Origin of the sequence: Microbacterium sp. NPDC056003, from assembly GCF_042274785.1 — a bacterium.
GTDB lineage: Bacteria > Actinomycetota > Actinomycetes > Actinomycetales > Microbacteriaceae > Microbacterium.
Window position 1 is genome coordinate 889,786 of sequence record NZ_JBHJXQ010000001.1, and the last position, 21,622, is coordinate 911,407.

At 71.3% G+C, this 21,622-nt stretch carries 19 protein-coding genes; 12 read left to right on the forward strand and 7 right to left on the reverse strand.

Annotated elements, in window-relative coordinates; all coding sequences use genetic code 11:
- Nucleotides 1-191: 191 nt before the first annotated feature.
- From ACFC1W_RS04085 to ACFC1W_RS04120, 8 genes are all read left to right on the forward strand, one after another.
- Nucleotides 192-1,364, forward strand: a complete 1,173-nt coding sequence (locus ACFC1W_RS04085; protein WP_375988924.1) for an ABC transporter ATP-binding protein — start codon at nucleotides 192-194, stop codon at nucleotides 1,362-1,364.
- A 70-nt stretch (nucleotides 1,365-1,434) separates the two neighbouring features.
- Complete coding sequence (locus ACFC1W_RS04090; RefSeq protein ID WP_375988926.1) at nucleotides 1,435-2,619, forward strand: extracellular solute-binding protein; 1,185 nt, start codon at nucleotides 1,435-1,437, stop codon at nucleotides 2,617-2,619.
- The gene (locus tag ACFC1W_RS04095) at nucleotides 2,612-3,562 is read left to right on the forward strand and encodes an ABC transporter permease (protein ID WP_375988928.1); all 951 of its coding nucleotides are present in this window, start codon (nucleotides 2,612-2,614) and stop codon (nucleotides 3,560-3,562) included. The genes ACFC1W_RS04090 and ACFC1W_RS04095 overlap by 8 nt, the downstream gene beginning before the upstream one ends.
- The gene (locus ACFC1W_RS04100; protein WP_375988931.1) at nucleotides 3,559-4,479 is read left to right on the forward strand and encodes an ABC transporter permease; all 921 of its coding nucleotides are present in this window, start codon (nucleotides 3,559-3,561) and stop codon (nucleotides 4,477-4,479) included. The genes ACFC1W_RS04095 and ACFC1W_RS04100 overlap by 4 nt, the downstream gene beginning before the upstream one ends.
- Nucleotides 4,480-4,485: 6 nt before the next feature.
- Nucleotides 4,486-6,141, forward strand: coding sequence for an amidohydrolase (locus ACFC1W_RS04105; protein WP_375988933.1), 1,656 nt, complete (start codon nucleotides 4,486-4,488; stop codon nucleotides 6,139-6,141).
- A gap of 180 nt (nucleotides 6,142-6,321) precedes the next feature.
- Nucleotides 6,322-7,758: an NAD(P)/FAD-dependent oxidoreductase gene (locus ACFC1W_RS04110; RefSeq protein WP_375988936.1), complete on the forward strand. Its 1,437-nt coding sequence runs from the start codon at nucleotides 6,322-6,324 to the stop codon at nucleotides 7,756-7,758.
- Nucleotides 7,755-8,096, forward strand: a complete 342-nt coding sequence (locus ACFC1W_RS04115) for a cupin domain-containing protein (RefSeq protein WP_375988938.1) — start codon at nucleotides 7,755-7,757, stop codon at nucleotides 8,094-8,096. The genes ACFC1W_RS04110 and ACFC1W_RS04115 overlap by 4 nt, the downstream gene beginning before the upstream one ends.
- A 30-nt stretch (nucleotides 8,097-8,126) precedes the next feature.
- Entirely contained in the window at nucleotides 8,127-9,170 is a 1,044-nt protein-coding gene (locus ACFC1W_RS04120) for a zinc-dependent alcohol dehydrogenase family protein (protein WP_375988941.1), read from the forward strand.
- Between the two features lie 24 nt (nucleotides 9,171-9,194).
- Here the strand turns inward: ACFC1W_RS04120 and ACFC1W_RS04125 are convergent, their stop codons facing one another.
- Nucleotides 9,195-10,781, reverse strand: coding sequence for a PucR family transcriptional regulator (locus ACFC1W_RS04125; protein ID WP_375988943.1), 1,587 nt, complete (start codon nucleotides 10,779-10,781; stop codon nucleotides 9,195-9,197).
- Between the two features lie 167 nt (nucleotides 10,782-10,948).
- Between ACFC1W_RS04125 and ACFC1W_RS04130 the strand changes: the two genes are divergently transcribed.
- Complete coding sequence (locus ACFC1W_RS04130; protein ID WP_375988946.1) at nucleotides 10,949-12,355, forward strand: aspartate aminotransferase family protein; 1,407 nt, start codon at nucleotides 10,949-10,951, stop codon at nucleotides 12,353-12,355.
- Here the strand turns inward: ACFC1W_RS04130 and ACFC1W_RS04135 are convergent.
- Entirely contained in the window at nucleotides 12,327-13,193 is an 867-nt protein-coding gene (locus ACFC1W_RS04135) for an MOSC domain-containing protein (protein ID WP_375988948.1), read from the reverse strand. The genes ACFC1W_RS04130 and ACFC1W_RS04135 overlap by 29 nt on opposite strands.
- 438 nt (nucleotides 13,194-13,631) lie before the next feature.
- Between ACFC1W_RS04135 and ACFC1W_RS04140 the strand changes: the two genes are divergently transcribed.
- Together ACFC1W_RS04140 and ACFC1W_RS04145 are read left to right on the forward strand one after the other, a co-directional pair.
- Entirely contained in the window at nucleotides 13,632-14,039 is a 408-nt protein-coding gene (locus tag ACFC1W_RS04140; RefSeq protein ID WP_191767017.1) for a transferase, read from the forward strand.
- Nucleotides 14,040-14,164: 125 nt separating this feature from the next.
- Nucleotides 14,165-14,770, forward strand: a complete 606-nt coding sequence (locus ACFC1W_RS04145; protein WP_375988951.1) for a thermonuclease family protein — start codon at nucleotides 14,165-14,167, stop codon at nucleotides 14,768-14,770.
- Between the two features lie 12 nt (nucleotides 14,771-14,782).
- On the opposite strand, the gene ACFC1W_RS04150 is transcribed toward ACFC1W_RS04145, so the two are convergent.
- On the reverse strand, nucleotides 14,783-15,181 hold the full coding sequence (locus ACFC1W_RS04150) for a DUF1304 domain-containing protein (protein ID WP_191767019.1): 399 nt from the start codon (nucleotides 15,179-15,181) through the stop codon (nucleotides 14,783-14,785).
- A 33-nt stretch (nucleotides 15,182-15,214) separates the two neighbouring features.
- Between ACFC1W_RS04150 and ACFC1W_RS04155 the strand changes: the two genes are divergently transcribed.
- On the forward strand, nucleotides 15,215-16,003 hold the full coding sequence (locus ACFC1W_RS04155) for a LysR substrate-binding domain-containing protein (protein ID WP_375988953.1): 789 nt from the start codon (nucleotides 15,215-15,217) through the stop codon (nucleotides 16,001-16,003).
- 219 nt (nucleotides 16,004-16,222) lie between these two features.
- Here ACFC1W_RS04155 and ACFC1W_RS04160 read toward each other — a convergent pair whose 3' ends face one another.
- The 4 genes from ACFC1W_RS04160 to ACFC1W_RS04175 are packed head-to-tail and all read right to left on the reverse strand — an operon-like array spanning nucleotide 16,223 to nucleotide 21,614.
- Nucleotides 16,223-18,670, reverse strand: coding sequence for a CHAT domain-containing protein (locus tag ACFC1W_RS04160; protein ID WP_375988956.1), 2,448 nt, complete (start codon nucleotides 18,668-18,670; stop codon nucleotides 16,223-16,225).
- Nucleotides 18,671-18,707: 37 nt separating this feature from the next.
- Nucleotides 18,708-20,423, reverse strand: a complete 1,716-nt coding sequence (locus tag ACFC1W_RS04165) for a S8 family serine peptidase (protein ID WP_375988958.1) — start codon at nucleotides 20,421-20,423, stop codon at nucleotides 18,708-18,710.
- A gap of 53 nt (nucleotides 20,424-20,476) precedes the next feature.
- Nucleotides 20,477-20,944, reverse strand: a complete 468-nt coding sequence (locus tag ACFC1W_RS04170) for a hypothetical protein (protein ID WP_375988961.1) — start codon at nucleotides 20,942-20,944, stop codon at nucleotides 20,477-20,479.
- Complete coding sequence (locus ACFC1W_RS04175) at nucleotides 20,934-21,614, reverse strand: RNA polymerase sigma factor (protein WP_241112953.1); 681 nt, start codon at nucleotides 21,612-21,614, stop codon at nucleotides 20,934-20,936. Before ACFC1W_RS04175 ends, ACFC1W_RS04170 begins: the two co-directional genes overlap by 11 nt.
- Nucleotides 21,615-21,622: the final 8 nt, after the last annotated feature.

Consider the following 21,622-nt stretch of genomic DNA (forward strand, 5'->3'; position numbering starts at 1 on the left):
CCCGAAACCCTGCGGTTTCCTGACCGTTACACAACTCCGGACGATCTGTCAGGCCGGACGCTGCGAGACCCCGGATCGTCCGGTTCGGCCACGGGCACGTTGCGGGGGGCGAACCGCCCGCTATTGAATGACCCACACATCCCACCCGGTCGTGCAGCGTCGCGCGACCCGCAGCAGGAGGACCTCATCAGGTGACGACGGCGACTGACGCGGAGACCGCTCCGGCGACCAACCCGGCCTCGACGGACGGCCGCGGCGCCGTGGTCCTGTCCGGGATCACGAAGCTCTACGGCGACCAGGTCGCCGTCGACGATCTGTCGCTCACGATCCAGCCCGGAGAGTTCATCTCACTGCTCGGCCCGTCGGGGTGCGGCAAGACCACCACGCTGCGCATGATCGCCGGATTCGAGCACCCTGACGCGGGGGACATCCGGGTGTCGGGCAAGTCGGTGCTCAACGCTCCGCCCTACCGCCGCGACGTCAACACCGTCTTTCAGGCGTACGCCCTGTTCCCGCATCTCAGCGTCGCCGAGAACGTCGCCTACGGCCTCCAGCAGCGCCGCACCCCGAAAGCGGAGATCCGCGACAAGGTGACGCAGGCGCTCGACCTGGTGCAGATGCGCCGATTCGGCGACCGCAAGCCCACACAGCTCTCCGGCGGCCAGCAGCAGCGCATCGCGCTCGCGCGCGCCCTCGTCAATCAGCCCTCGGTGCTCCTCCTCGACGAGCCGCTCGGCGCGCTCGACCGGCAGCTGCGCGAGGAGATGCAGCTCGAGCTCAAGCTGCTGCAGGCCCGCCTCGGCATCACGTTCATCTTCGTCACGCACGACCAGGGCGAGGCGCTCTCGATGAGCGACCGCATCGCGATCATGCGCGCCGGTCGCATCGAACAGCTCGCCGATGCCGACACGGTGTACGCACGGCCGACATCGGCATATGTCGCGGCGTTCGTGGGACAGCAGAACTTCTTCCGCGGTCGGATCGAGGAGTCGGGCGCGGCGATCGCGTCCCCGCACGCCCTCGTGCGCGCCGCGAACGCCACGCTCACAGGCACCGGTCAAGGCGAAGCCGCCGTGCGGCCCGAGTACATCCGCATAGCGGCCGACGACCCGGCGGCGACGACCGATGCGAACACCGCACGCGGTGAGCTGATCGGGGTGTCGCACCTCGGCGACACGATGCAGTACCTCGTGCGCCTCGGCGACGAGCAGAGCCTCATCGTGCGCCGCCCGACGCCCGACGCCCCCGCCCTGCAGGTGGGCGACGCGGTCGTCTGCACGTGGGCCGCACACCACGTGCTGCTGTTCCCCGCCGACGACGCCGCCCAAGAGGGCGGCTACGTCGCGCCCCCGACCACCGTCTGAACCGTCCCTCACAACCACACAGCCGCAGCACCCGCTCACCCGGCTCCCCGACCCGAACCTGGAGACCACGATGACCGACTCACGCAACCCGATCCGCATCCTCGCGCCGGAAGGCGCGGCGCCGTCGATCGTGCGCGAGCTCTCGCGCCGCCGGTTCCTGAGCCTCGCCGCCCTCGCCGGCGGAGCGAGCGTGCTCGCGGCGTGCGCGCCCGGGGGGAGCGGGTCGCCGGCGCCGCAGGCGACAGGAGGCTCGCTCGAAGACAGCCTCTCGGTCTACACGTGGGCGGAGTACGACGCACCCGAGGTGGTCGAGGCGTTCACCGCCGAGCTCGGACCGAAGGTCACGCTCGACTCCTACGGCTCGAACGAGGAGCTCATCTCCAAGCTCGTGGCGGCCAAGGGCACGTCGGGCTACGACATCGTCGTTCCCACCGGCGTCTTCATCCCGCAGATGATCGAGCAGGGCCTGTTGCAGAAGCTCAACAAGGACCTGCTGCCGAACATGGCGAACATGGACCCGGCCTTCATGGGCCGCGCGTGGGACCCGAACAACGACTACTCGATCTGCAAGGCGTGGGGCACGACCGGCTACGTGTACGACAAGAACGTCATCACCCGCGAGCTGACCACATGGGCGGACTTCTTCGACGCCGCACAGAACGAGGCGAGCGGCAAGACCGCGATGTCGGACGATCCCGCCGGCGTCGTCGGATCGTACTTCTGGGCGAACGACATCGACTGGAACACCGACGACCCCGACCAGCTCGAGGCGGCTCGCGCCTTCCTCGTCGAGAAGATCGCGCCCCACGTCGCGGCGTTCGACTCCGCCGCCGGTGCCAACACCATCCCCCAGGGCACCCACGCCCTGCTCATGGCGTGGAACGGCGACGCGCGCCTCGGCATCCAGGAGTCGTCCGACCCCGACCGCTGGCAGTGGGTGCTCCCCGGCCCGCAGACGGAGCTCTGGATGGACAACTGGGCGATCGCGACCGGCGCCGCCCACCCGGAGGCGGCTCACGCGTTCATCGATTTCGCGATGGTCCCCGAGAACCAGCTCCTGAACCTCGAGTGGGTCGGCTACAACGTCGGCGCGAAGGATGCGCAGGCCGCGGCCGAAGCGGCCGAGGTCGAGCGCCTCGACATGATCTTCTTCACGCCCGAGCAGCTCGAGACCATGCACGAGCAGGTCCTCAACGACTCGCTGGCCACGCGCGTGGAGATCTACAACGAGGTGAAGGCTGCGGCCGGTGCGTAATCGCGCCTCGGGCGCGGTCGGCCCGGCGCTCGCCGTCCCGGCGTGGGCGTGGCTCCTGCTCTTCTTCGTCGCGCCCGTCGCGATGGTGGTGTGGTTCAGCTTCGGCTACAAGCCCGGCGTCTTCGGCACCCACGCGAACGACATCCTCTCGCTGGACCGGTACTTCGAGGCCATCTCGCCCACCTTCATCGCGACGTTCCAGAACACGCTCGGGGTGGGCATCATCGGCACCCTGCTCTGCTTCGCGATCGGAGCGCCGGTCGCGTACTGGATGGCCTTCAAGGTCAAGCCCGAGCGGCGCGGCATCCTCATCGCCCTTGTGCTGGTGCCGTTCTGGACGAACTTCCTGGTCCGCACCATCGGCTGGCAGGTGATCCTCGCACCCGAAGGGTGGCTCTCGACCCTGATGCAGAGCATCGGCGTGCTCGACGGCCCGCTGGAGCTGCTCTACACGCGCACCGCGGTGATCATCGGTGTGGTCTACAACTACCTGCCGCTGATGATCCTGCCGCTGTTCGTGGCGTTCGACCGGGTCGGACCGGCGTTGCGCGAGGCCTCGAAAGACCTCGGCGCCGGCAAGGTCATGACCTTCTTCCGCGTCACGCTACCCCTGTCGCAGCCCGGCATCATCGCCGGCGTCCTGCTGGTGTTCATCCCGCTGATGGGTGACTACATCACCGCGACCGTGCTGGGCGGGGCGAAGGGCAACATGGTCGGCCAGATCGTCGCGGGCCAGTTCCAGACGGCGCAGAACTGGGCCCTCGGCTCGGCCATGGCCGTGCTGCTGATGCTCCTGATCATGCTCGCGATCGCCGTGGCCGCACTCATCCTGTGGCTGATCGCGCTGCCGTTCCGCTCCCGCAACCGACTGGTCCTCGGGCCGGTCACCGAGACGGCGAGGACGGATGCTGCCCCCGCAGCCTCACCGGAGGTGACGACGTGACCACGCAGACCCAGACGGAGACGATCCTGCAGGCGCGGGCTCGCGAGGGCCGGCCCGGCTCCGGCGTCCGTCGCCGCGTGCGCAAGCCGTGGTCGGACATCGCGCTCAGCGTGTGGGGCGTGCTCGTCATGCTCTTCCTGTTCCTCCCGATCATCGTGATCGTCGTGCACTCGTTCAACAGCGGCCGCCTGCTCGCCGTGTGGGACGGGTTCGGCTTCGACGCGTTCATGTCGATCCTCACCAAGCCCGCGATCCAGAGCGCCGTGCGTGTGTCCCTGCTCACCGCCCTCATCGCCGCGATCATCGCGACGGTGCTCGGCACTCTCGCCGGCATCGCCATGGCGCGGCATCCCGGCAAGTGGGTCTGGTGGTTCCTGGGCCTCTTGCTCCTGGTGTCGGTGACCCCCGAGATCGTCGACGCCGTCGCGCTGCTGCCGTTCTTCGTGTTCCTCGGCCAGGACATGGGCGTCACGATGTTCAACGACGGCATCGTGCGCCTCTCGGTGGGCTCCTCGCTGTTCGCGACCGCGGTCGTGTCGTACATCGTCCGCGCGCGGCTCGTGGGTCAGGACGCACGCCTGGAGGAGGCATCCGCCGACCTCTACGCGAAGCCGTTCACCACGTTCCGCCGCGTGACGCTCGCGCTGGCGATGCCGGCAGTGCTCGCGGGCTTCCTGCTCGCGTTCACCCTGAGCCTCGACAACACCATCGTCGCCGCGTTCGTGCAGGTGTCGGGCACGACCCCGTGGCCGGTCTACGTCCTGAGCGCGCTGCGAACGGGGCTGCGTCCCGAGATCGCGGCGGTGTCGACGATCATGCTTCTTCTCACGCTCGTCGCCCTCGCTCTGGTCGCACTGGTGCTCAAGCGCGCGGGCGACTCGGCGACGCAGATCGCCCGCACGATGACGGGAGGCTGACCCGCCGTGCGGTACGCCGATCTCGTCTTCACCGGCGGTCCGGTCTTCACTGCGAACACCGTCCGCTCGCGCGCCCGCACGGTCGCCGTGGCGGACGGCAGGATCATCGCCGTCGGCGGCGACGACGTCCGAGACCTGATCGGCCCTCAGACCGAGCTGGTCGACCTGCAGGGACGGATGCTGCTGCCGGGCTTCCAGGATGCCCATGTGCACCCCGTGTGGGGCGGCCTCGACATGCTGCGGTGCGACCTGTCCGAGCACGGCACGGCGGCGGAGTACCTCGACGCGATCGGCGCCTACGCGGCCGACCACCCCGACGACGAGTGGATCCTCGGCGGCGGCTGGCAGATGTCGGCCTTCCCCGGCGGAACGCCGACGGCGGCCGCACTCGACACGGTGGTGGCCGATCGCCCGGCGTTCTTCCCGAACCGCGATGGCCACGGCGCCTGGGTCAACTCCGCCGCGCTGCGCCTGGCCGGAATCGACCGCGACACGCCCGATCCCGCCGACGGACGCATCGAGCGCGACGCCGACGGCACTCCCTCGGGGACCCTGCACGAGGGCGCGATGAGCCTCGTGAACCGCCACCTGCCCGACGAGCCGCTCGAGCGGCTCACCGAGGCGCTCCTGGTGGGCCAGCGCTACCTGCACTCCTTCGGCATCACGGCGTGGCAGGACGCCATCGTCGGGTCGTACGGGGATGCCGGCGACCCGGGACCGGCGTACCTGCGGGCGGCTGCCGACGGGACGCTGACGGCACGTGTGGTGGGCGCCATCTGGTGGGACCGCACGCAGGGCCTCGAGCAGATACCCTCCCTCCTCGAGCGTCGCGAGCGGTACCGCGGCGGGCGCTTCGCCGCGACATCCGTCAAGGTCATGCAGGACGGCGTCGCCGAGAACTTCACCGCCTCGATGCTCGAGCCGTACTGCGACGGGCACGGGCACTTCACCGACAACTCGGGCATCTCGTTCGTCGACCCGGCCGTGCTGAACGAAGCGGTCCCGATCCTCGACGCCGAAGGCTTCCAGGTGCACTTCCACGCGATCGGCGACCGCGCCGTGCGCGAGTGCCTCGACGCCGTCGAGCACGCGATCGGCCGCAACGGGCACGGCGACAACCGTCACCACATCGCGCACATCCAGGTCGTCCACCCCGACGATGTCCCACGCTTCCGGCAGCTCGGTGTCGCGGCCAACATGCAGTCACTGTGGGCCGCGCTCGAACCGCAGATGGTCGACTTGACGCTGCCGTTCCTTGGCGAGCCGCGCAGCGCGTGGCAGTACCCCTTCGGCGACCTGCAGCGCGCGGGTGCCGTGCTCGCCGCCGGGAGCGACTGGTCGGTCTCGTCGCCCGACCCGCTCGCGGCGATCCACGTCGCCGTCAACCGCCTTGCCGCCCCCGGCCATGAGGAGGGCGAGTACGAAGCCTTCCTCCCCGAGCAGGCGATCGACCTCGCCACGTCGCTGACGGCCTATACGGCCGGCTCGGCCTGGGTGAACCACCTCGACGAGACCACCGGGACCGTCGAGGCCGGCAAGTACGCCGACCTCGTCGTACTGGACCGCGACCCCTTCGAAGGTCCGGCCGAGGAGATCGGCGCGGCGCGGGTGCTGCAGACGTTCGTCGAGGGATCGCGCGTGTACGCCGCCCCCGACGCGTGAGCCGGCCGAGACGGCGGCTCGGGCCGAGGCATCCGCTCTCCCCACCTGCCCGCATCAGGTGATCTGACGGAAACAGGGCGAAATCGGCCGGATCGTCCTGTGTTCGCCAGATCACCTGTTCTCGGCACCCGGCAGCCCCCAAGATCGAAGCAGACAACACCGAACAGGGAAGTGATACCCGTGGGCACGACCGTCTTCGAACGACAGCGGCCGGCAGCATCCGTCATCCGTCACAGCCTCTCCGAGACGCGTCAGAGCGTCTTCTGGCTCGACGACCTCCCCGCCACCCCCGCACGTGCACGCGTGAGCGGGGAGTCGACGGCCGACCTCGTGGTGGTCGGCGCGGGCTACACCGGGCTGTGGACCGCACTGCAGGCCAAGCGCCGCGATCCGTCGAGCCGCGTCGTCGTGGTCGAGGCCCGCACCGTCGGCTGGGCCGCTTCGGGCCGCAACGGCGGGTTCTGCGAGGCGAGCCTCACCCACGGACGCGACAACGGCCTGCGCCGCTGGCCCGACGAGATCGACCGCCTCGACGAGATGGGGCTCGAGAACCTCGACGGGATGGGCGTGGACATCGCCGCCTACGGGATCGATGCGGACTGGGAGCGCGTCGGCTCGCTCGGCGTCGCGACCGAACCGCACCAGCTCGCGTGGCTGGACGAATGGGCAGCGGATGCCGCATCCCGCGGCGAAGAGGGAGTGCTGCGTCTCAGCGGGGCAGAGGTGCAGGCATCCATCGCCTCCCCCACCTATCTCGGGGCCGTCTGGGAGCAGCGCTCGACCGCCATCGTGCATCCGGGCAAGCTCGCCGCCGGTCTCGCGCACGCCGCCGAGGAGGCGGGCGTCGAGATCTTCGAGAACTCGCCCATCCACGCACTCGACGACGCCGGCGCCGCGGTGCGGGTCGTCGCGACCCACGGCCGCATCACCGCCGGGCGCGTGGCGCTGGCGACCAACGTCTTCCCGTCGCTGCTCAAGCGCAACCGGCTCATGACCGTGCCGGTGTACGACTACGCACTCATGACCGAGCCGCTGTCCGCCGAGCAGCTCGCCGCCATCGGCTGGAACGACCGGCAGGGCATCAGCGACCTGGCGAACCAGTTCCACTACTACCGGCTCAGCCGCGACAACCGCATCCTGTTCGGCGGCTACGACGCGGTCTACCACTACGGGCGGCGCATCCGCACACAGTACGAAGACCGCCCGTCGTCGTTCGAGAAGCTGGCCGGCCACTTCTTCACGACGTTCCCGCAGCTGGACGGCCTGCGCTTCACCCACAAGTGGGCCGGCGCGATCGACACGTCGACCCAGTTCTGCGCGTTCTACGGCACCGCTCGCCAGGGTCGCGTCGCGTACGCGGCGGGCTTCACGGGGCTGGGCGTGGCAGCGACGCGCTTCGCCGCCGACGTCATGCTCGACCTGCTCGCCGGCGAGCGCACGGAGCGCACCGAGCTCGAGATGGTGCGCAAGCGCCCGCTGCCGTTCCCTCCCGAGCCCGCCGCCGCCATGGGCATCAATGCGACCCGCTGGTCGCTCGACCGTGCCGACCACAACCGCGGCAGGCGCAACCTGCTGCTGAAGACCCTCGACGCCTTCGGATTGGGGTTCGACTCATGAGCGAGCTGGACGCCGGAGCACTCGTCTCGGCCGGCGAGGTGGAGGTTCCGCTCGTCCCCGTGCCGCCTGCGCAGGTCGTCGCGGGGTCGCCGTCCACCGGATCGGTCGATCTGGACGAGGACATGGGCATCGGCGTGTGGGAGATGACGCCCGGCGCGATGTCCGACGTCGAGATCGACGAGGTGTTCGTCGTCGTCGCCGGGTCGGCCACGGTGGAGTTCGTCGACCCGGCCCTGCCCTCGATCGAGCTCGAGACCGGCGCGATAGTGCGGCTCGAAGCGGGGATGCGCACCGTCTGGACGGTGCGCGAGACCCTGCGCAAGGTGTACCTGGCTTAGCGCCCCCTCCCCGGATGCCACGATGGAGGCATGCGTGCAGTCGTCTACGACGCCTTCGGCGTCGCACCCGAGGTTCGTGACGTGCGGAGACCGTCGGCGCCCGAAGGCGGCGTCGTCGTCGAGGTGCGCGCGACGGGGCTGTGCCGCAGCGACTGGCACGGGTGGGCGGGCCACGACGACGACATCTCGCTCCCCCACGTGCCCGGGCACGAGCTGGCGGGCATCGTCGCCGACGTCGGCGAAGGCGTCGAGAGGTGGGCCGCCGGCGACCGCGTGACGGTGCCGTTCGTGTGCGGCTGCGGACGCTGTGAATGGTGCCTGCGTGGCGATGCGCAGGTGTGCCCCGACCAGACGCAGCCGGGCTTCACACACGACGGGTCCTTCGCCGAGTACGTCGTGCTGCACGCCGCGGACGCGAACCTCGTGGCGATCCCCGAATCGGTGAGCTTCGAGGCCGCCGCGGCCCTCGGGTGCCGCTTCGCCACCGCCTATCGCGGACTCGTGGGCCGGGCGCGTCTGTCGGCCGGCGAGTGGGTGACGATCGTCGGCGCCGGCGGAGTCGGCCTGAGCGGGGTCATGATCGCGAAGGCGCTCGGCGCCCGCGTGATCGTGGTCGATCGCCATCGAGCGGCGCTGGATGCGGCATCCGCTCTCGGCGCCGATCATGTCGTCCTCGCCGACGGCCGCGATGTCGCGGCCGTCGGCCACGAGCTGAGCGACGGCGGAGCCGACGTCTCCGTGGATGCCGTCGGCAGCGAGCAGACGTGCGCCGACGCGATCCACAGCCTGCGCCGACGTGGACGGCACGTGCAGATCGGCCTGCTCCCGCCCGTCGACGGCCACCCTCGCGTGCCGATGTCACGCGTCATCGGGTGGGAGCTCGACCTCCTCGGCAGCCACGGCATGGCCGCCGTCGACTACCCCGGCATGCTGGCCCTCATCGAGTCGGGCGCTCTGCACCCCGAGGCACTCGTGGAGCGCGTCGTCGGGCTGCCGGAGGCTGCCGCTCTGCTGCCCGCGTTCGACTCCGCGACGCCCGCCGGCATGACGATGATCGACCCGCGTCGAGTGTGAGACGGCTCCAAGGGTGGAGCGGGCTCACCGGCCGGCGCTGCGGCGCACCAGCAGGGCGAGGTGCAGCGCGGTCTGGGTCTCGCCGTCGTCGAGGTCGACGCCGAGCAGCTCCTCGATGAGGGCGATGCGCTGGTAGAACACCGAGCGCGACAGATGAGAAGCGGATGCCGCGGCCGTGCGGTTGCCCGGATGCGCGAGCATCGCCTCGAGCACATCGAGCAGGTCGCCGGTGCGGGTCAGGTCGTGCACGATCAGGGGCGCCAGCATGCGCTCGCCGTGCTCGAGCACGCGGTGGTCGTCGCGCAGCGCCGTCACGAGCTGCACGAGCGGGCGATTCTCGGCCCGGCGCAGATGCGGCCCCTTGCCCGGGCGCCGTCGCCGCCCGCGGGCGAGGTCCACGGCGTCGTGCAGCGAGGCGAGAGCCGCGTCGAGGCCCTCGGCGGCGCGTCCGACCGAGAGGGTCAGGCGATCGGTGTCGGCCCCCGCCTCCACGAGCGCGGCGGCGAGCGCGAGGGCGGCGGAGTCGTCGAACACCGTGTCGGCGGGCAGCGAGAGCAGCACCGTGGTCGCCGGCGCGGGCACGCCGTCGGGGGCCGACCCGGCGAGCGCACGCCCGCGCAGGGCGCGGGCCGCGGCATCCGCTCGCTCTGCCGTCACCGCGGCGCCCGAGACGACGATCCCGTACAGGCGCGCTCCTCGCAACGGCAGTCCGGCCGCCTCGAGTCGAGCGGCCGCACCGCCGGCGCCGGCGAACCGGCCCGCCAGCAGGCCGTCGACCAGGCGGCGGCGCCCGATGCGACCCCATTCGTCGGACTCCCCGTCGGCGAGACGGCCGACGGCGAGTGCGATGGCGCCCTGCTCCAGCACGGCGGTGCGCCCGGCGGGGTGGTCGGGTCCGGGAAGGGCGATCAGGGTGCCCCAGCGCACGCCGCGCGCCTCGACGGGCACGACGAGCCAGTCCTCCGGGCCCGGGGCCGCGCCCCGCTCGCGCCGCTGCTCGGCACGCCGGTGGGCCGAGCGCGAGCGCAGCTCCCACTCGGTGAAGAGCTCCTCTTCGAGAGCGAGCGGCACCTCGGCGGCGACCACCTCGTGCCCCCGGTTCTCGAGGACCACCGGGGCGCCGAGGGTCTGGGCGAGCTGGTGCACGATGAAGTCGGCGGGCGACCCGCGCAGCACGAGGGCGGTGAAGCGCTCGCGCACCTCGTCGCGCGAGCGCAGCGCGTCGCTCTGCCCCGTGATGATGCGGCCGTGGACGGCCTCGGTGATCGTGATGAACTTCAGTTCGCGGTGCAGCACGATGAGCGCCAGGTTGCGCTCCCTGGCCGCTTCGACCACGACGGCGGGCACGTAGCGGTAGTGCGTGCCGAGTTCGAGGATCAGCCCGGAGAGCCCCGCGTCGTCGAGCCCCCCGATGAACCGGCGGAGGTCCGCAGGGTCCTCCGGCCACGACGACCCCGTCGACAGCAGGAGCTCGCCGCCGTCGAGCAGCGGGGCGACGCCGGCGCTGTCCGACACGTGCAGCCAGCGCACGCGGGCATCGAGCGCGTCGTCGCCGACGAGCACCTCGGGGACACCCTGTGCGACGGCGTCGAGGGCGATCACCTCGCGCACGGTCGGGAGGGTTTCAAGCGCGGATCCTGCGACCAGACGATCCGTACGGATCGGTTGATCTTCGCGACGGTCGGGCACCGTTGCACCAACTTCTGCTCTGACAAACTGGGCCGACCCAGCCTAATCCATCTCCGGTCGATCTGTCCGGAGACGACCCGGGAGCCGCCATGACCGACACGCTCTCCCGCGCCGCGACCTACACCGACGGCAACGGCGCCGCTCATCCCCTGCCCGATCGCGAAGCCGACGCCCGCGTCCGCGCCGACGATCGCGGACACGTCTTCCATTCGTGGAGCGCACAGGCGGTGATCGATCCGCTTCCGATCGCCGTCGGCGACGGCTCGACGTTCTGGGACTACGAGGGCAACGCCTTCCTCGACTTCGGCTCGCAGCTGGTGAACCTCAACCTCGGGCACCAGCATCCCGACCTCGTCGACGCCATCCAGCGGCAGGCCGGGCGGCTCGCCACGATCCAGCCGTCGATGGCGAACGACGTCCGCGGCGAGCTCGCACGCCGCATCGCCGGGGTCGCGCCCGACGGCATGGACAAGGTGTTCTTCACCAACGGCGGCGCCGACGCCAACGAGAACGCCGTGCGCATGGCACGGCTCGTCACCGGCCGCCGCAAGGTGCTCTCGATGTACCGCAGCTACCACGGCAACACGTCGACGGCGATCGCGCTCACGGGTGACCCGCGGCGGTGGCCGAACGAGCCCGCCGACGGCTCGGTCGCCAAGTTCTTCGGCCCGTACCCGTACCGCTCTGCGTTCCATTCCGCGACGCCCGAGGAGGAGACGCAGCGCGCCCTCGAGCACCTCGAGCAGACGATCGTGCTCGAGGGTGCGTCGACGATCGCGGCGATCGTCATCGAGACGATCGTGGGCACCAACGGCGTGCTGGTACCGCCGCCGGGCTACCTCGCCGGGGTCCGCGAGCTGTGCGACCGGTTCGGCATCGTGTACATCGCCGACGAGGTGATGGTCGGGTTCGGCCGCGTCGGCGAATGGTTCGCCTTCCAGGCGTTCGATGTGGTGCCCGACCTCATCACGTTCGCGAAGGGCGTGAACTCGGGCTATGTGCCGCTCGGCGGCGTGGTGATCTCGGACCGCATCGCCGCGCACTTCGACACGATGGCGTTCCCGGGTGGGCTCACCTACTCCGGGCACCCGCTCGCCTGTGCAGCCGGCGTCGCGACGTTCGAGGTCTTCGAGCGCGACGGCATCCTCGAGCGCGTCCGCGACCTCGGAGCGCGCGTCGTCGAGCCGCGGCTGCGCGACATCGCGGCACGCCACCCCTCCGTCGGCGACGTGCGGGGCCTCGGCCTCTTCTGGGCCATCGAGCTCGTGCGCGACCGCGAGAGCCGCGAGCCCCTCGTGCCGTTCAATGCGAGCGGGGCGGATGCTGCGCCCGTCGCCGCCGTCGCGGCGGCGTGCAAGCGCGACGGCGTCTGGCCGTTCACGCACTTCAACCGCGTGCACGTCGCACCGCCGCTCGTGATCGCCGAGGACGAGCTCGTGCGCGGGCTCGACGTGATCGACCGCGCCCTCACCCACGCGGACGAGCACACGCGCTGACGCAGCGCGCCCGAGCGCTCAGCCGGCGACGACGGCGTCGCCCACGCGGATCGCCGCCGGCGACGCGGAGGACGCCAGGTCGGGCACGAGCCACACCCCGAACCACGTCTTGCCGTTCCAGCGGCGGTGCTTCGCGAGCGTTGCGGATCGGCTCCTTGCCGCGCGCGAGCGTGTCGGGGTCGATGGTCGTCATCACGCAGCGATCGCACACGCCGTTCACGCGGAACCGCACGTCGCCGAGCTGCACGAACGGCCAGGAGTCCTCGGCGAAGGGCGACGCCGGGTCGCCGTCGACGACGACGTTCGGACGGAACCGCACGATGTCGAGCTCCGGCGTCCCGTCGTCTGTCCACCGGTTCAACTGCGCCGTCGACGACTCGCTGGCGAGGAGCAGCGGCCCCACGTCCGCGAGGGACACGCGGTCGTCGGGGTGCCCGCCGTGCGCGGGGTTCACCGGCCGCACTCGGGGGTCGGGCTGCCAGACGAGCCGCACCGGACGGCCGAGGCGGTCGCTCAGCCAGGCGTCGGCCGCGGCATCCGCCGGCAATGCCGAACCCTGACGCGAGTGGCCCACCCGGATCGGAGCGGCGCCGACGGGCTCGGGCACGCGCAGCTCGCTCCCGTGACGCCCGTCCGACAGCACCAGCGCACCGTCGTCGAGGGTCGCGGACAGGCCGAGCATCCCGTTCACCTCGCGCGCGGTGACCGGCTCGCCGTCGGGGTCGACGACCGCCCAGCGCCGGTCACCCTCGAGGCCCCACGGCAGCACGCCCGCGGCGTCGACGTCGAGTCCGGAGAACGACTTGACGGGATAGAGGCGGATGCGGGTCACCTGCATCGAAGAACGCTATCGCGCACTCGGTGCCGTCCGCTCCGCTCCGCCGGTTCGACGACGGGACGGGGCGCGGGCGCCGGGCGTGTTCAGCCAGCTGAGCACGGTGAGCATGACCAGTTCAGCCCGCGACGCCTGGCTCAGGACCGTCCAGGTGTGCGCGTCGTGCGGATCGGCGATCATCGTTCCCTCTCCCTTCCGGGACCCGTCTCGCTCTCACCAAGGAAGAGGCGCTCGAGCAGCCTCACGTACATTCCTCGCCGCCACCCTCACGGGCGCGGAAAAAGCAAGAGGGAGGCGGATGCCGCGCGAATGAGATGGAATCCGATGCGGGCAGCGCGACGAACTACTGGTGCATCCGAGGGAACGGATGCACGGGAATGAATAGACGAGGTTCGTCGTTATTTCTGTACTCAGCACGATTCGGTGCTGCAGGAGGGGACTGTGGGCAAGAACTACATCGACATCGAGAACGACCGGGGCGAGACGCTGCGCTACCGCAAGCACGTCAACGGTCGCGGCCTCATCGCGCACGGCGCCAAGGTGCACCCGAGCGCCATCGTCGAAGCGGGGGCGTATGTCGAGCCGGGGGTTCAGATCGCCGCGGGCGCACACGTCGGCCGCGGCGCCTGGGTCGAGTCGGACGCCGTGATCGGTCCCGACGCCGACATCGCACCCCACGCCCACATCGGACCCCGCGCCGCGATCGGTGCGGGAGCGAAGATCGGCGTGCGCACGCACGTCGGCAGCGAGGCCCGTGTGGCCGTCGGATCGCTCATCGGCGACGACGAGACCATCGCCGACGGCGAGCGGGTGGCGACCGATCAGCGGGGTCTCCGCCTCGCAGCCTGACACCCGCCGGCGAGTTGCCGGTCCCGGCGGGTCGACCGCGGGTCCGGCCCGCCACCACCGGCAACTCACGGGATGACCGCACTCCGAGGCGTCCGCTGGCCTGGGGGCGCGCTATCGTGGCGCGCATGAAGGAGTTCGTCACGGCGGTCGTCGTCGTGCTCGGATCCGTCCTGGTCCTCGCGATCGGCGTGGGTCTCGCGGTGTGGGTGCTCCTGAGCGTCGGCGCATTCGACGCACCCGCAGAGCCCGCGAACTCATCCGATACCGGAGCCCCGGTCGCCGACGGCATCCCGTCCCGCCCCGCCGGGGCCTTTCCGCTGACCGTGCGGTACGTCTTCGACGGCGACACCATCGAGGCGCAGGTGCAGCAGCCCAACGACATCGTCACGACCGCGGAGCCGGTGCGCATCCGGCTGATCGGCATCGACACTCCAGAGGGAACGCCCACGCCGGAGTGCTGGGCCGACGAGGCCCGCTCCCACCTGCGCGAGCTGCTGCCCGAAGGCGCGACGGTGTGGGCGGCACCCGACACCGAGACGTCGGACCGCTACGGCCGCTACCTCTTCAACCTCTGGTCGGACGACGGCCGCTTCATCAATCACGAGCTCGTCGCCGCCGGGGACGCCGAGGCGATCCGCGTCGGGTCGAACGACGCGTTCTACGACCTCCTGACCGACGCGCAGACGCAGGCGCAGGCATCCGGAGCCGGCAGGTGGGCCGCGTGCGGCTGATCTTGCGGCGACTCAGGCGAACAGGAACAGCACGAAGCCGATGAGCGGCAGCGTGCCCTGGGTGAGCGCGGCGCGCAGATACTTCATGCCGGTGGTGAGCAGGACGAGGGATGCCGCGACCATCGACCCGAGACTGAACAGCACCAGCGCGAGCCCGGCCGCCCGCAGCGCCGAGTCGTCCGCGCCCGACAGGAACAGCACGAGCCCGATGGCCGTGCCGACGGCGAGGAACAGGTTGTAGAAGCCCTGGTTGTAGGCCATCGGCTTGGTGATCTCGGCGGCGGCCTGGTCGGCGACGCCGAACCGCTTCCAGATCTTCGGCTGCGTCCACTGCACGCTCTCCATCACGAAGATGTACACATGGAGCAGGGCGGCCAGCGCGGCGAAGACCGTGGCGATGATCGCGATCATGACCGAACCATAGCGCCCGGCTACGCTGAGCCCATGGCACGCAGCGGAAAGTCGCACGCGCGACCGGGAAAGTCGGGGCGGGATGCCTCGTCCCGCCGCAGCGGAAAGAGCGGCAAGGCCGCGCCTTCCGGCGGCAGGGCCGGCGCTTCCAGCGGCAAGGGCGGGCGTCCCGCGCGCCGGCCGCCGGCTTCTGCGGCACCGCCCGAGGCCCCCGCCGCGCCGGAGATCGCGGGCCCTTTCCGGCTGGGCGCGATCGCCGGCGCCACCCCCGGGAAGTGGATCTCGGCCTGGCGTGACCGCGTGCCCGGCGTCCAGCTCGAGCTCCTGCCGCTCGAGGTCGCCGATCAGCGCCGCGCCCTCGTCGACGGCGAGGTCGACGCCGCGCTCGTGCGCCTGCCCATCGATCGTGACGACCTGCACGTCATCCCGCTCTACGACGAGGTGCCGGTCGTCGTGATGGCCGCGGACTCCCACCTGACCGCGGCCCACGACCTGGGCACCGACGACCTGGCCGGCGAGGTCGTCATCGCGGCACGCGACGATGTGCTCGGCATCCGGATTCCCGACGCGGTGGCACCGGCCTTCGCGCCGCCCGCCGACACGGCCGAGGCGATCGCGACGGTCGCCGCCGGCGTGGGGGTCGTCGTCGTGCCGATGTCGCTCGCGCGGCTTCACCACCGCAAGGACGTCGAGCACCGCCCACTGCGGGACGGTCCGGTCTCGACCGTGGCGGTGGCCTGGGTCGCCGAGCGCACGACTCCCGCCGTCGAGACCTTCGTGGGCATCGTCCGGGGGCGCACCGCGAACTCGTCACGCGGCTGAGCAGGCATGAGGTCGGGGGATGTCGCCGACCTGGGTCTCTGCGACATCCCCCGCCCGGTTCTGCTCAATGGCCGCGTGTCCCCAGACGCTCTCCCCAAGAGACGGCCACCCGCTCCCAGCGGCGACACCCCCAGATGCCGTCGCGCATGAGCAGTTCCATGGATCTAGAGCGTGCCCCTGTCCCTCTGATACACGACCGCAGAGATTTCTTCGAGATCTTCAGAATCCGGCCCCGTGCACCTGGAACGGCGCCACGATCCCCGTGCGCGCGGCCGCTGCCGCGAGCGCCTCCGAAGGCGGCTGCCCGGCCGCCAGGCCCCCGTGCATCGCGCCGAGCAGTTCGCACGCGGCGTCGTCGGCGACGATCACCGGGGCGGCGACGACGCTCTGCGTTCCGGCGTGCAGCCAGATGCGGGTCATGCCGATCGCCTCCTCCCCCCAGCGCACCGACGAGCGCCCGACCTCGCACGCCGAGAGGACGACGGTCTCGGGGACCTCCGGCATGAGGTCGATGTCGTAGCCGAACAGCGTGCCATCCGCCAGCTCGAGTCCCGAGAACAGCGGGTTGTCGACGGTGTGACGGCCATGGGCGGCCACATGGAGCACGTCGACACCGGCCGCCAGCGCGGTGACGTGATCGACGGATGCCTCGCCCGCGCGCAGCACGGTGCTCTCGCGCCACACGGCCGCGGCGGCCGCGACCTCCTCCTCGCCACGCGCGACCCGCGGTCCGACGGCGAAGCCCGCACGGCGGCGCGGCCGGGCGCCGTCTCGCATCCGCATCCACCGGGATGCCGAGGACGCCATCGTGAACGCGTGGCCGCGCATCGCGGGCAGCATCGCCCATGGGATGCCGCCGAGGATGCCGGGGATGGTGATCACGAGCCTGCGGCGCCCTGCGCGCTGGACCGCATCCGCAAGGAGGATGCCCGACAGCTCCTCCAGGCGCGAGTCGAGGGATCGCCGCACGACCGCGGCCATCGGCCCGCTGCGCACGGAGGCCGCCATGTCGAGATCGGCGCGGAGCCCGCCGAGGAGCAGGTCGGAGTCCCATTGCCGGATGGGCACGACGTGGTCGCCGTCGGAGGTCACCACAAGGGCGACCAGGGCGGTCCGCGCGTAGACGTAGGCGATGTGGGCGGTGTCGGGCGGGAGCGCGCCGCGCAGCTCTTCGAGCGTGATCGGACGATCGACCTGGATCGCCCCGGTGGCCGACCACTGCCGCTCGCGTGCGCGCTCGCGGAGCGCAGCCGCACGAGGCTGCGACAGCCACTCCTCGCCAGGGTCGTCCGCGCGGATCATGCGCAGCTCCGCGAGCTCCTCCGCGAGTCGGACGTCGGGCGGAGGCCGCAGGGGTGTGACCTGCTGGCTCAGGTGGCGCGCGCGCTCCGACCACTCGAACAGGACGTCCGGGCGGCCGGACTCGACGGCCGAGCCGAGTCCGGCGAAGATGAGGCCGGTCGCGTGCATCCCGAACGACGTCTGCAGGTCGAGGCTGCCGAACGAGTGCTGCCACTCGGTCAGCATGTCGAGACCGTTCGCGGCGTGCCGGCGCACGAGGGCGGGCCTGCCCGCGGCGCGGGCACGTGCGGCGCGCGCCTGATGGGCGAGGAGGCGCACCTCCATCGACGCGGAGGCCACCGGCCGAATGGGGCGCGTCGAGGGCTGACCCTGCTCGGCGAGAGCGAGGTCGTAGGCCAGGCGCAACGCCGCCGCCTCGTTCAGGAAGCGGTTGCGCTGGAGCGCGGCGACGACGTCGGCGACCTCGCCCGCCGACGGAGGCTCGACGGAGGCCGGCAGATCGGGCGCGAGCAGCGCGCGCAGCCTGATTCCCTCGGCACGCACACGCCATGCCTCATTCCCGAAGGCCTCGAAGCCGGCGGATGCGGCGGCAGCGGCGGCGCCGGCCCGCTCGGGCGCATGGTTCAGGAGCGACCGCGCCAGGTTGAGCTCGGCCATCGCGCGATCCAGCGGCATCCCCAGCTCGCCGAACGTCGTCGCGACGCGCTCGAGGATCGCCTCCGCTTCGGACGTCTGGCCTGCATCGCGAAGCACCTCGGCGCGATCCAGGTCGCCGACCGCGGCGCCGACCGCGGTGTCGCCGGCGAGCGGCGCCGCGGCGACCATGGCCTGCAGTGCGCCGACCAGGTCGCCCGAGAGCATGGCTACGTAGCCGAGGTTGTGACGCGCCTGAGCCTCGGCGACCGGCATGCCGGCCGCGGCATATGCTGCGGCCGCGCAGCGCAGGTCGTCCTCGGCATCGTCCAGGCGTCGGTGCTGCATCCGCACCAGGCTGCGGTTGACCCGCGTGTTCGCCTGGGCGACCGGGTCGTCGGCGAGCGCCTCGATCGCGCGCGTGAGCCAGCGCTCCGCGTCGGCGAGGCGACCGGTCTCTTCCGCCAGGGCTCCGAGCTGGCCGGCGAGGATCGCAACCGTGTGGTCGCTGAGACCCGGCTCGGCGAGCGCGTCGCCGCAGATGCGTTCGGCGTCGGCGACGTGCCCGGTCCGCGCGAGCACATACGCCCGCGTGCCGGCGATGCGAGCCCGGAGGTTGACATCGCCGGCGTCGCTGTCGGCCCGGTCGAGCAGCTGAGCGGCCTCGTCGTAGTGACCGCGGTTGACGAGGTCCACCGCCTCACTGTGCAGAGCGTCCGCCGAACGGGTCATCCCCCTATCTTGGCGGGAACAGCGGCCGTCTTGGCGGCTACAGCTTCGGCGTGAACTCCAGCTTCTTCGCCTCCTCCCGCAGGAGCTTCTTGATCTCGTTCTCACTGGGAGCCCTCGCCGCGCTCGCCGTCGCCGTGGTCGTCGTCGCCTTCGGCTCCATCAGTGCGGGGGCGATCGCCTGGGCGAGCTTGCCCGCGATGTACGGCGCGGCGAACGACGTGCCGCTCCAGATCGCGAACCCGCCGCGCCAGTCGTCGGGGTCGAGGCTCTGCCGCGGCAGCGGCTCGGTGACGCCCGGCAGGTCGTAGAGATCGTCGCGCGTGCCCGCCTGGATGCCGCCGAGGAATCCGGGTGACGTGCTGAAGACAGACACACCGGGCGCGTAGGTCTTGACCCAGTCGCCGACATTGCTGAAGAGCGCGACCGTCTTGCTGTTCGGATTGAGCGCGCCGACCGACACGTGGGGTGCCGCGTTCGCGAGCGCGGCGGCGTCGTCCCGCTTGGCCGGGAACTGCCAGAGCGCCGCCGGGAACGCAGGGCGCTCGGTGGAGTCGTTGCCGGCCGAGCACACGACCGCGCAGCCCAGCATGCGCGCCTCCTCCAGCAACTCGCCGAGCGTGGCGTCGAACAGCTCGTCGTCGGGCGTCTCGTGGTAATAGCCCAGCGAGATGTTCATGACGTCGACCTTCTGGCCGGCGCGCATCGCGTCGACCAGCCGCCGCACCGCCTCGAGGAACTCCCCTTCGAGCACGGTGCCCTGACTGTTCGCCACGCGCACGGCGATGATGTCCGCGTCGGGGCAGACCTGGCGCACGATGCCCGCGACGAACGTGCCGTGACCGGCCGCCTCGTCGAGGAACCCGTCGAGCGGACCCGACTGATCGGGGTAGACCTCGGGGTTCGTGTTCGGGTCGTGGTCGCCGATGGGGCCCTTGGGCGACATCGGATCACGCGTCACGATCGGATCGTCGAGCCAGGGGTGGTCGCCGCACCCGGTGTCGAAGACGGCGACGACGGGTCGGCGCCCCGAGTAGTCGGCGTCGTCCGTGCGCACGGGCTTCGGCCCGATGTAGGTGATGATCTCGCGGCCGCCGCTTCCCGGCTCGGCGTATGCGTCCGGACCGGGGGCGTTGGTGCGGCCATACGGGTTCGTCCGGCCGTAGGGGTTGGTGCGACCGTACGGGTTGGTCCGGCCGTAGGGATTGGTGCGGCCGTTCGCCCCCAGCGCGAGCACGTGGTCGAGCCCGACCCCGCGGGAGAGCTTCCTGCTGTCGCGCTCGGTGCGCGATGCGTCGTCGGCCCGGGGGAACTTCTGCCGCGCCGCCTTCAGCAGCCGCCACGCGTCGACGGGCGGCACGGGCTGGTCATCGACGTCGACCTTCGGATCCTGCGAGATGTCGGCCCGGTAGAGCGGCGGAGTGCGGCGTTCGATGCGGTCGGCGCGCGCCTCTTCTTCGGCGGCTGCGAGATCCAGCTCGCTCTCCTGCTCGCCTTCTGCGGGACGGGTGAGCGGACGGATTCTCACCGACCAGCCGAAGGCGCGGGCGGACTCGCTCAGATCGGTCTGGATGCGCTGCAGGTCCTCGCCGGCGCTCACGAGGAGATGGGTGGGTGCGTATTCGGTCGGGTAGGCGGGAACGCCGGGTTCGGGCTCGACGGCCGGGTCGAGCACGACACCGAGCGGCTTCGTCGCCTCGTATCGTGAGCGCCACGTCTCGTTCGGCGGTCGCCGGGGCGGATTCTCGTCAGCCATGGATCTCCTTGATCATCGGGCGGAGCGCGGCCCCCGCCGCAGCATCCGCATCGTCATACTTCGAACTGCGGTGTCTCGAAATCGCGAAGCTCGCCGGTGGCGTCCTTCACCACCATGCGCAGCCGCGCGACACCAGGGGTCACGTCTTCGAATGCGAACCGGCCGTGCTCACCCGGCTCGGCCGACCACTCCCGCTCGCCCTGCGCCAGCCGGATGGCCAGAGCGGTCGCGTCCACCCATCCATCGACTCGGCGTCCGCCGTCTTCGGTGGCGCTGGTGTGCAGAAGCACGCTGGTCGTCCCGTCGCTGAACTGCAGCGTCGCCGTGTCGGCCTCGCCGCGGACGGCGGCGAGGGAACCCTCGACCAGGGTCAGCAGCGCGTACTCGCGGGTGAGGTCCTCGACGGCCACTGCGGCGACCATCCGGTCGACGAGGCCCGCCGGCACCGGATCGACCCCCTCCCACATCGCGCGCATTCGTGCGAAAAGCGCCGCATCCGCGGCGAAGTCCTCATTGTCCATCGTCCTGTCCTTCCCATCCTGAGCCCTCGAGCTCTGCCCGGAGCTTGGCGAGACAGCGCTGGCGGGTCGGTCCGATGGACCCGATGGGCATCGCCAGGTCCTGCGCGATGCGGGCATAGTCGGGGCGGTCCTCGAACGCGACGATCCGCAGCAGACGCTGGCATCGTTCATTGAGCGTCGAGACGGCATCCCACAGCCGACGTGTCGCGTCGTCTGCGGTGGCCGTCTGCTCGGCGGATTCGTGGACAGGCAGGTGGGGTTCGAGCGCCTCGGCTTCCGTCGGGTCCGCCCGACGCTGCTGCTTGCCGACGCGCCACGCCTCGCGGCGTGCGCACATGGTGAGCCACCCCGACACGGCCTGCGCGTCGTGGATGGTCTCGTGACGCCGCACCAGCGTCAGCCACGTCGTCTGCACGACGTCCTGGGCAAGTGCGTGGTCGAGACCGTACGCGCGCACGACATGCCACAGGGGCGGTGTCATGAGCCTCACGAGCTCGTCCATCGCGCGACTGTCGCCTTCGCGCCAGCGCACGAACAGGTCGGCTGCGCGTTGCCATCGCGCCGGCTCGACGGAGTCGATCGTTCCCGCCGACTCTCCGTGCGACGGTGCCAGGTCGCGCGGGTCCTCTGGCGGCGGCGAGGCCCCAGCCTCGGCGTCCGCGTGCGTCATGACGCCAA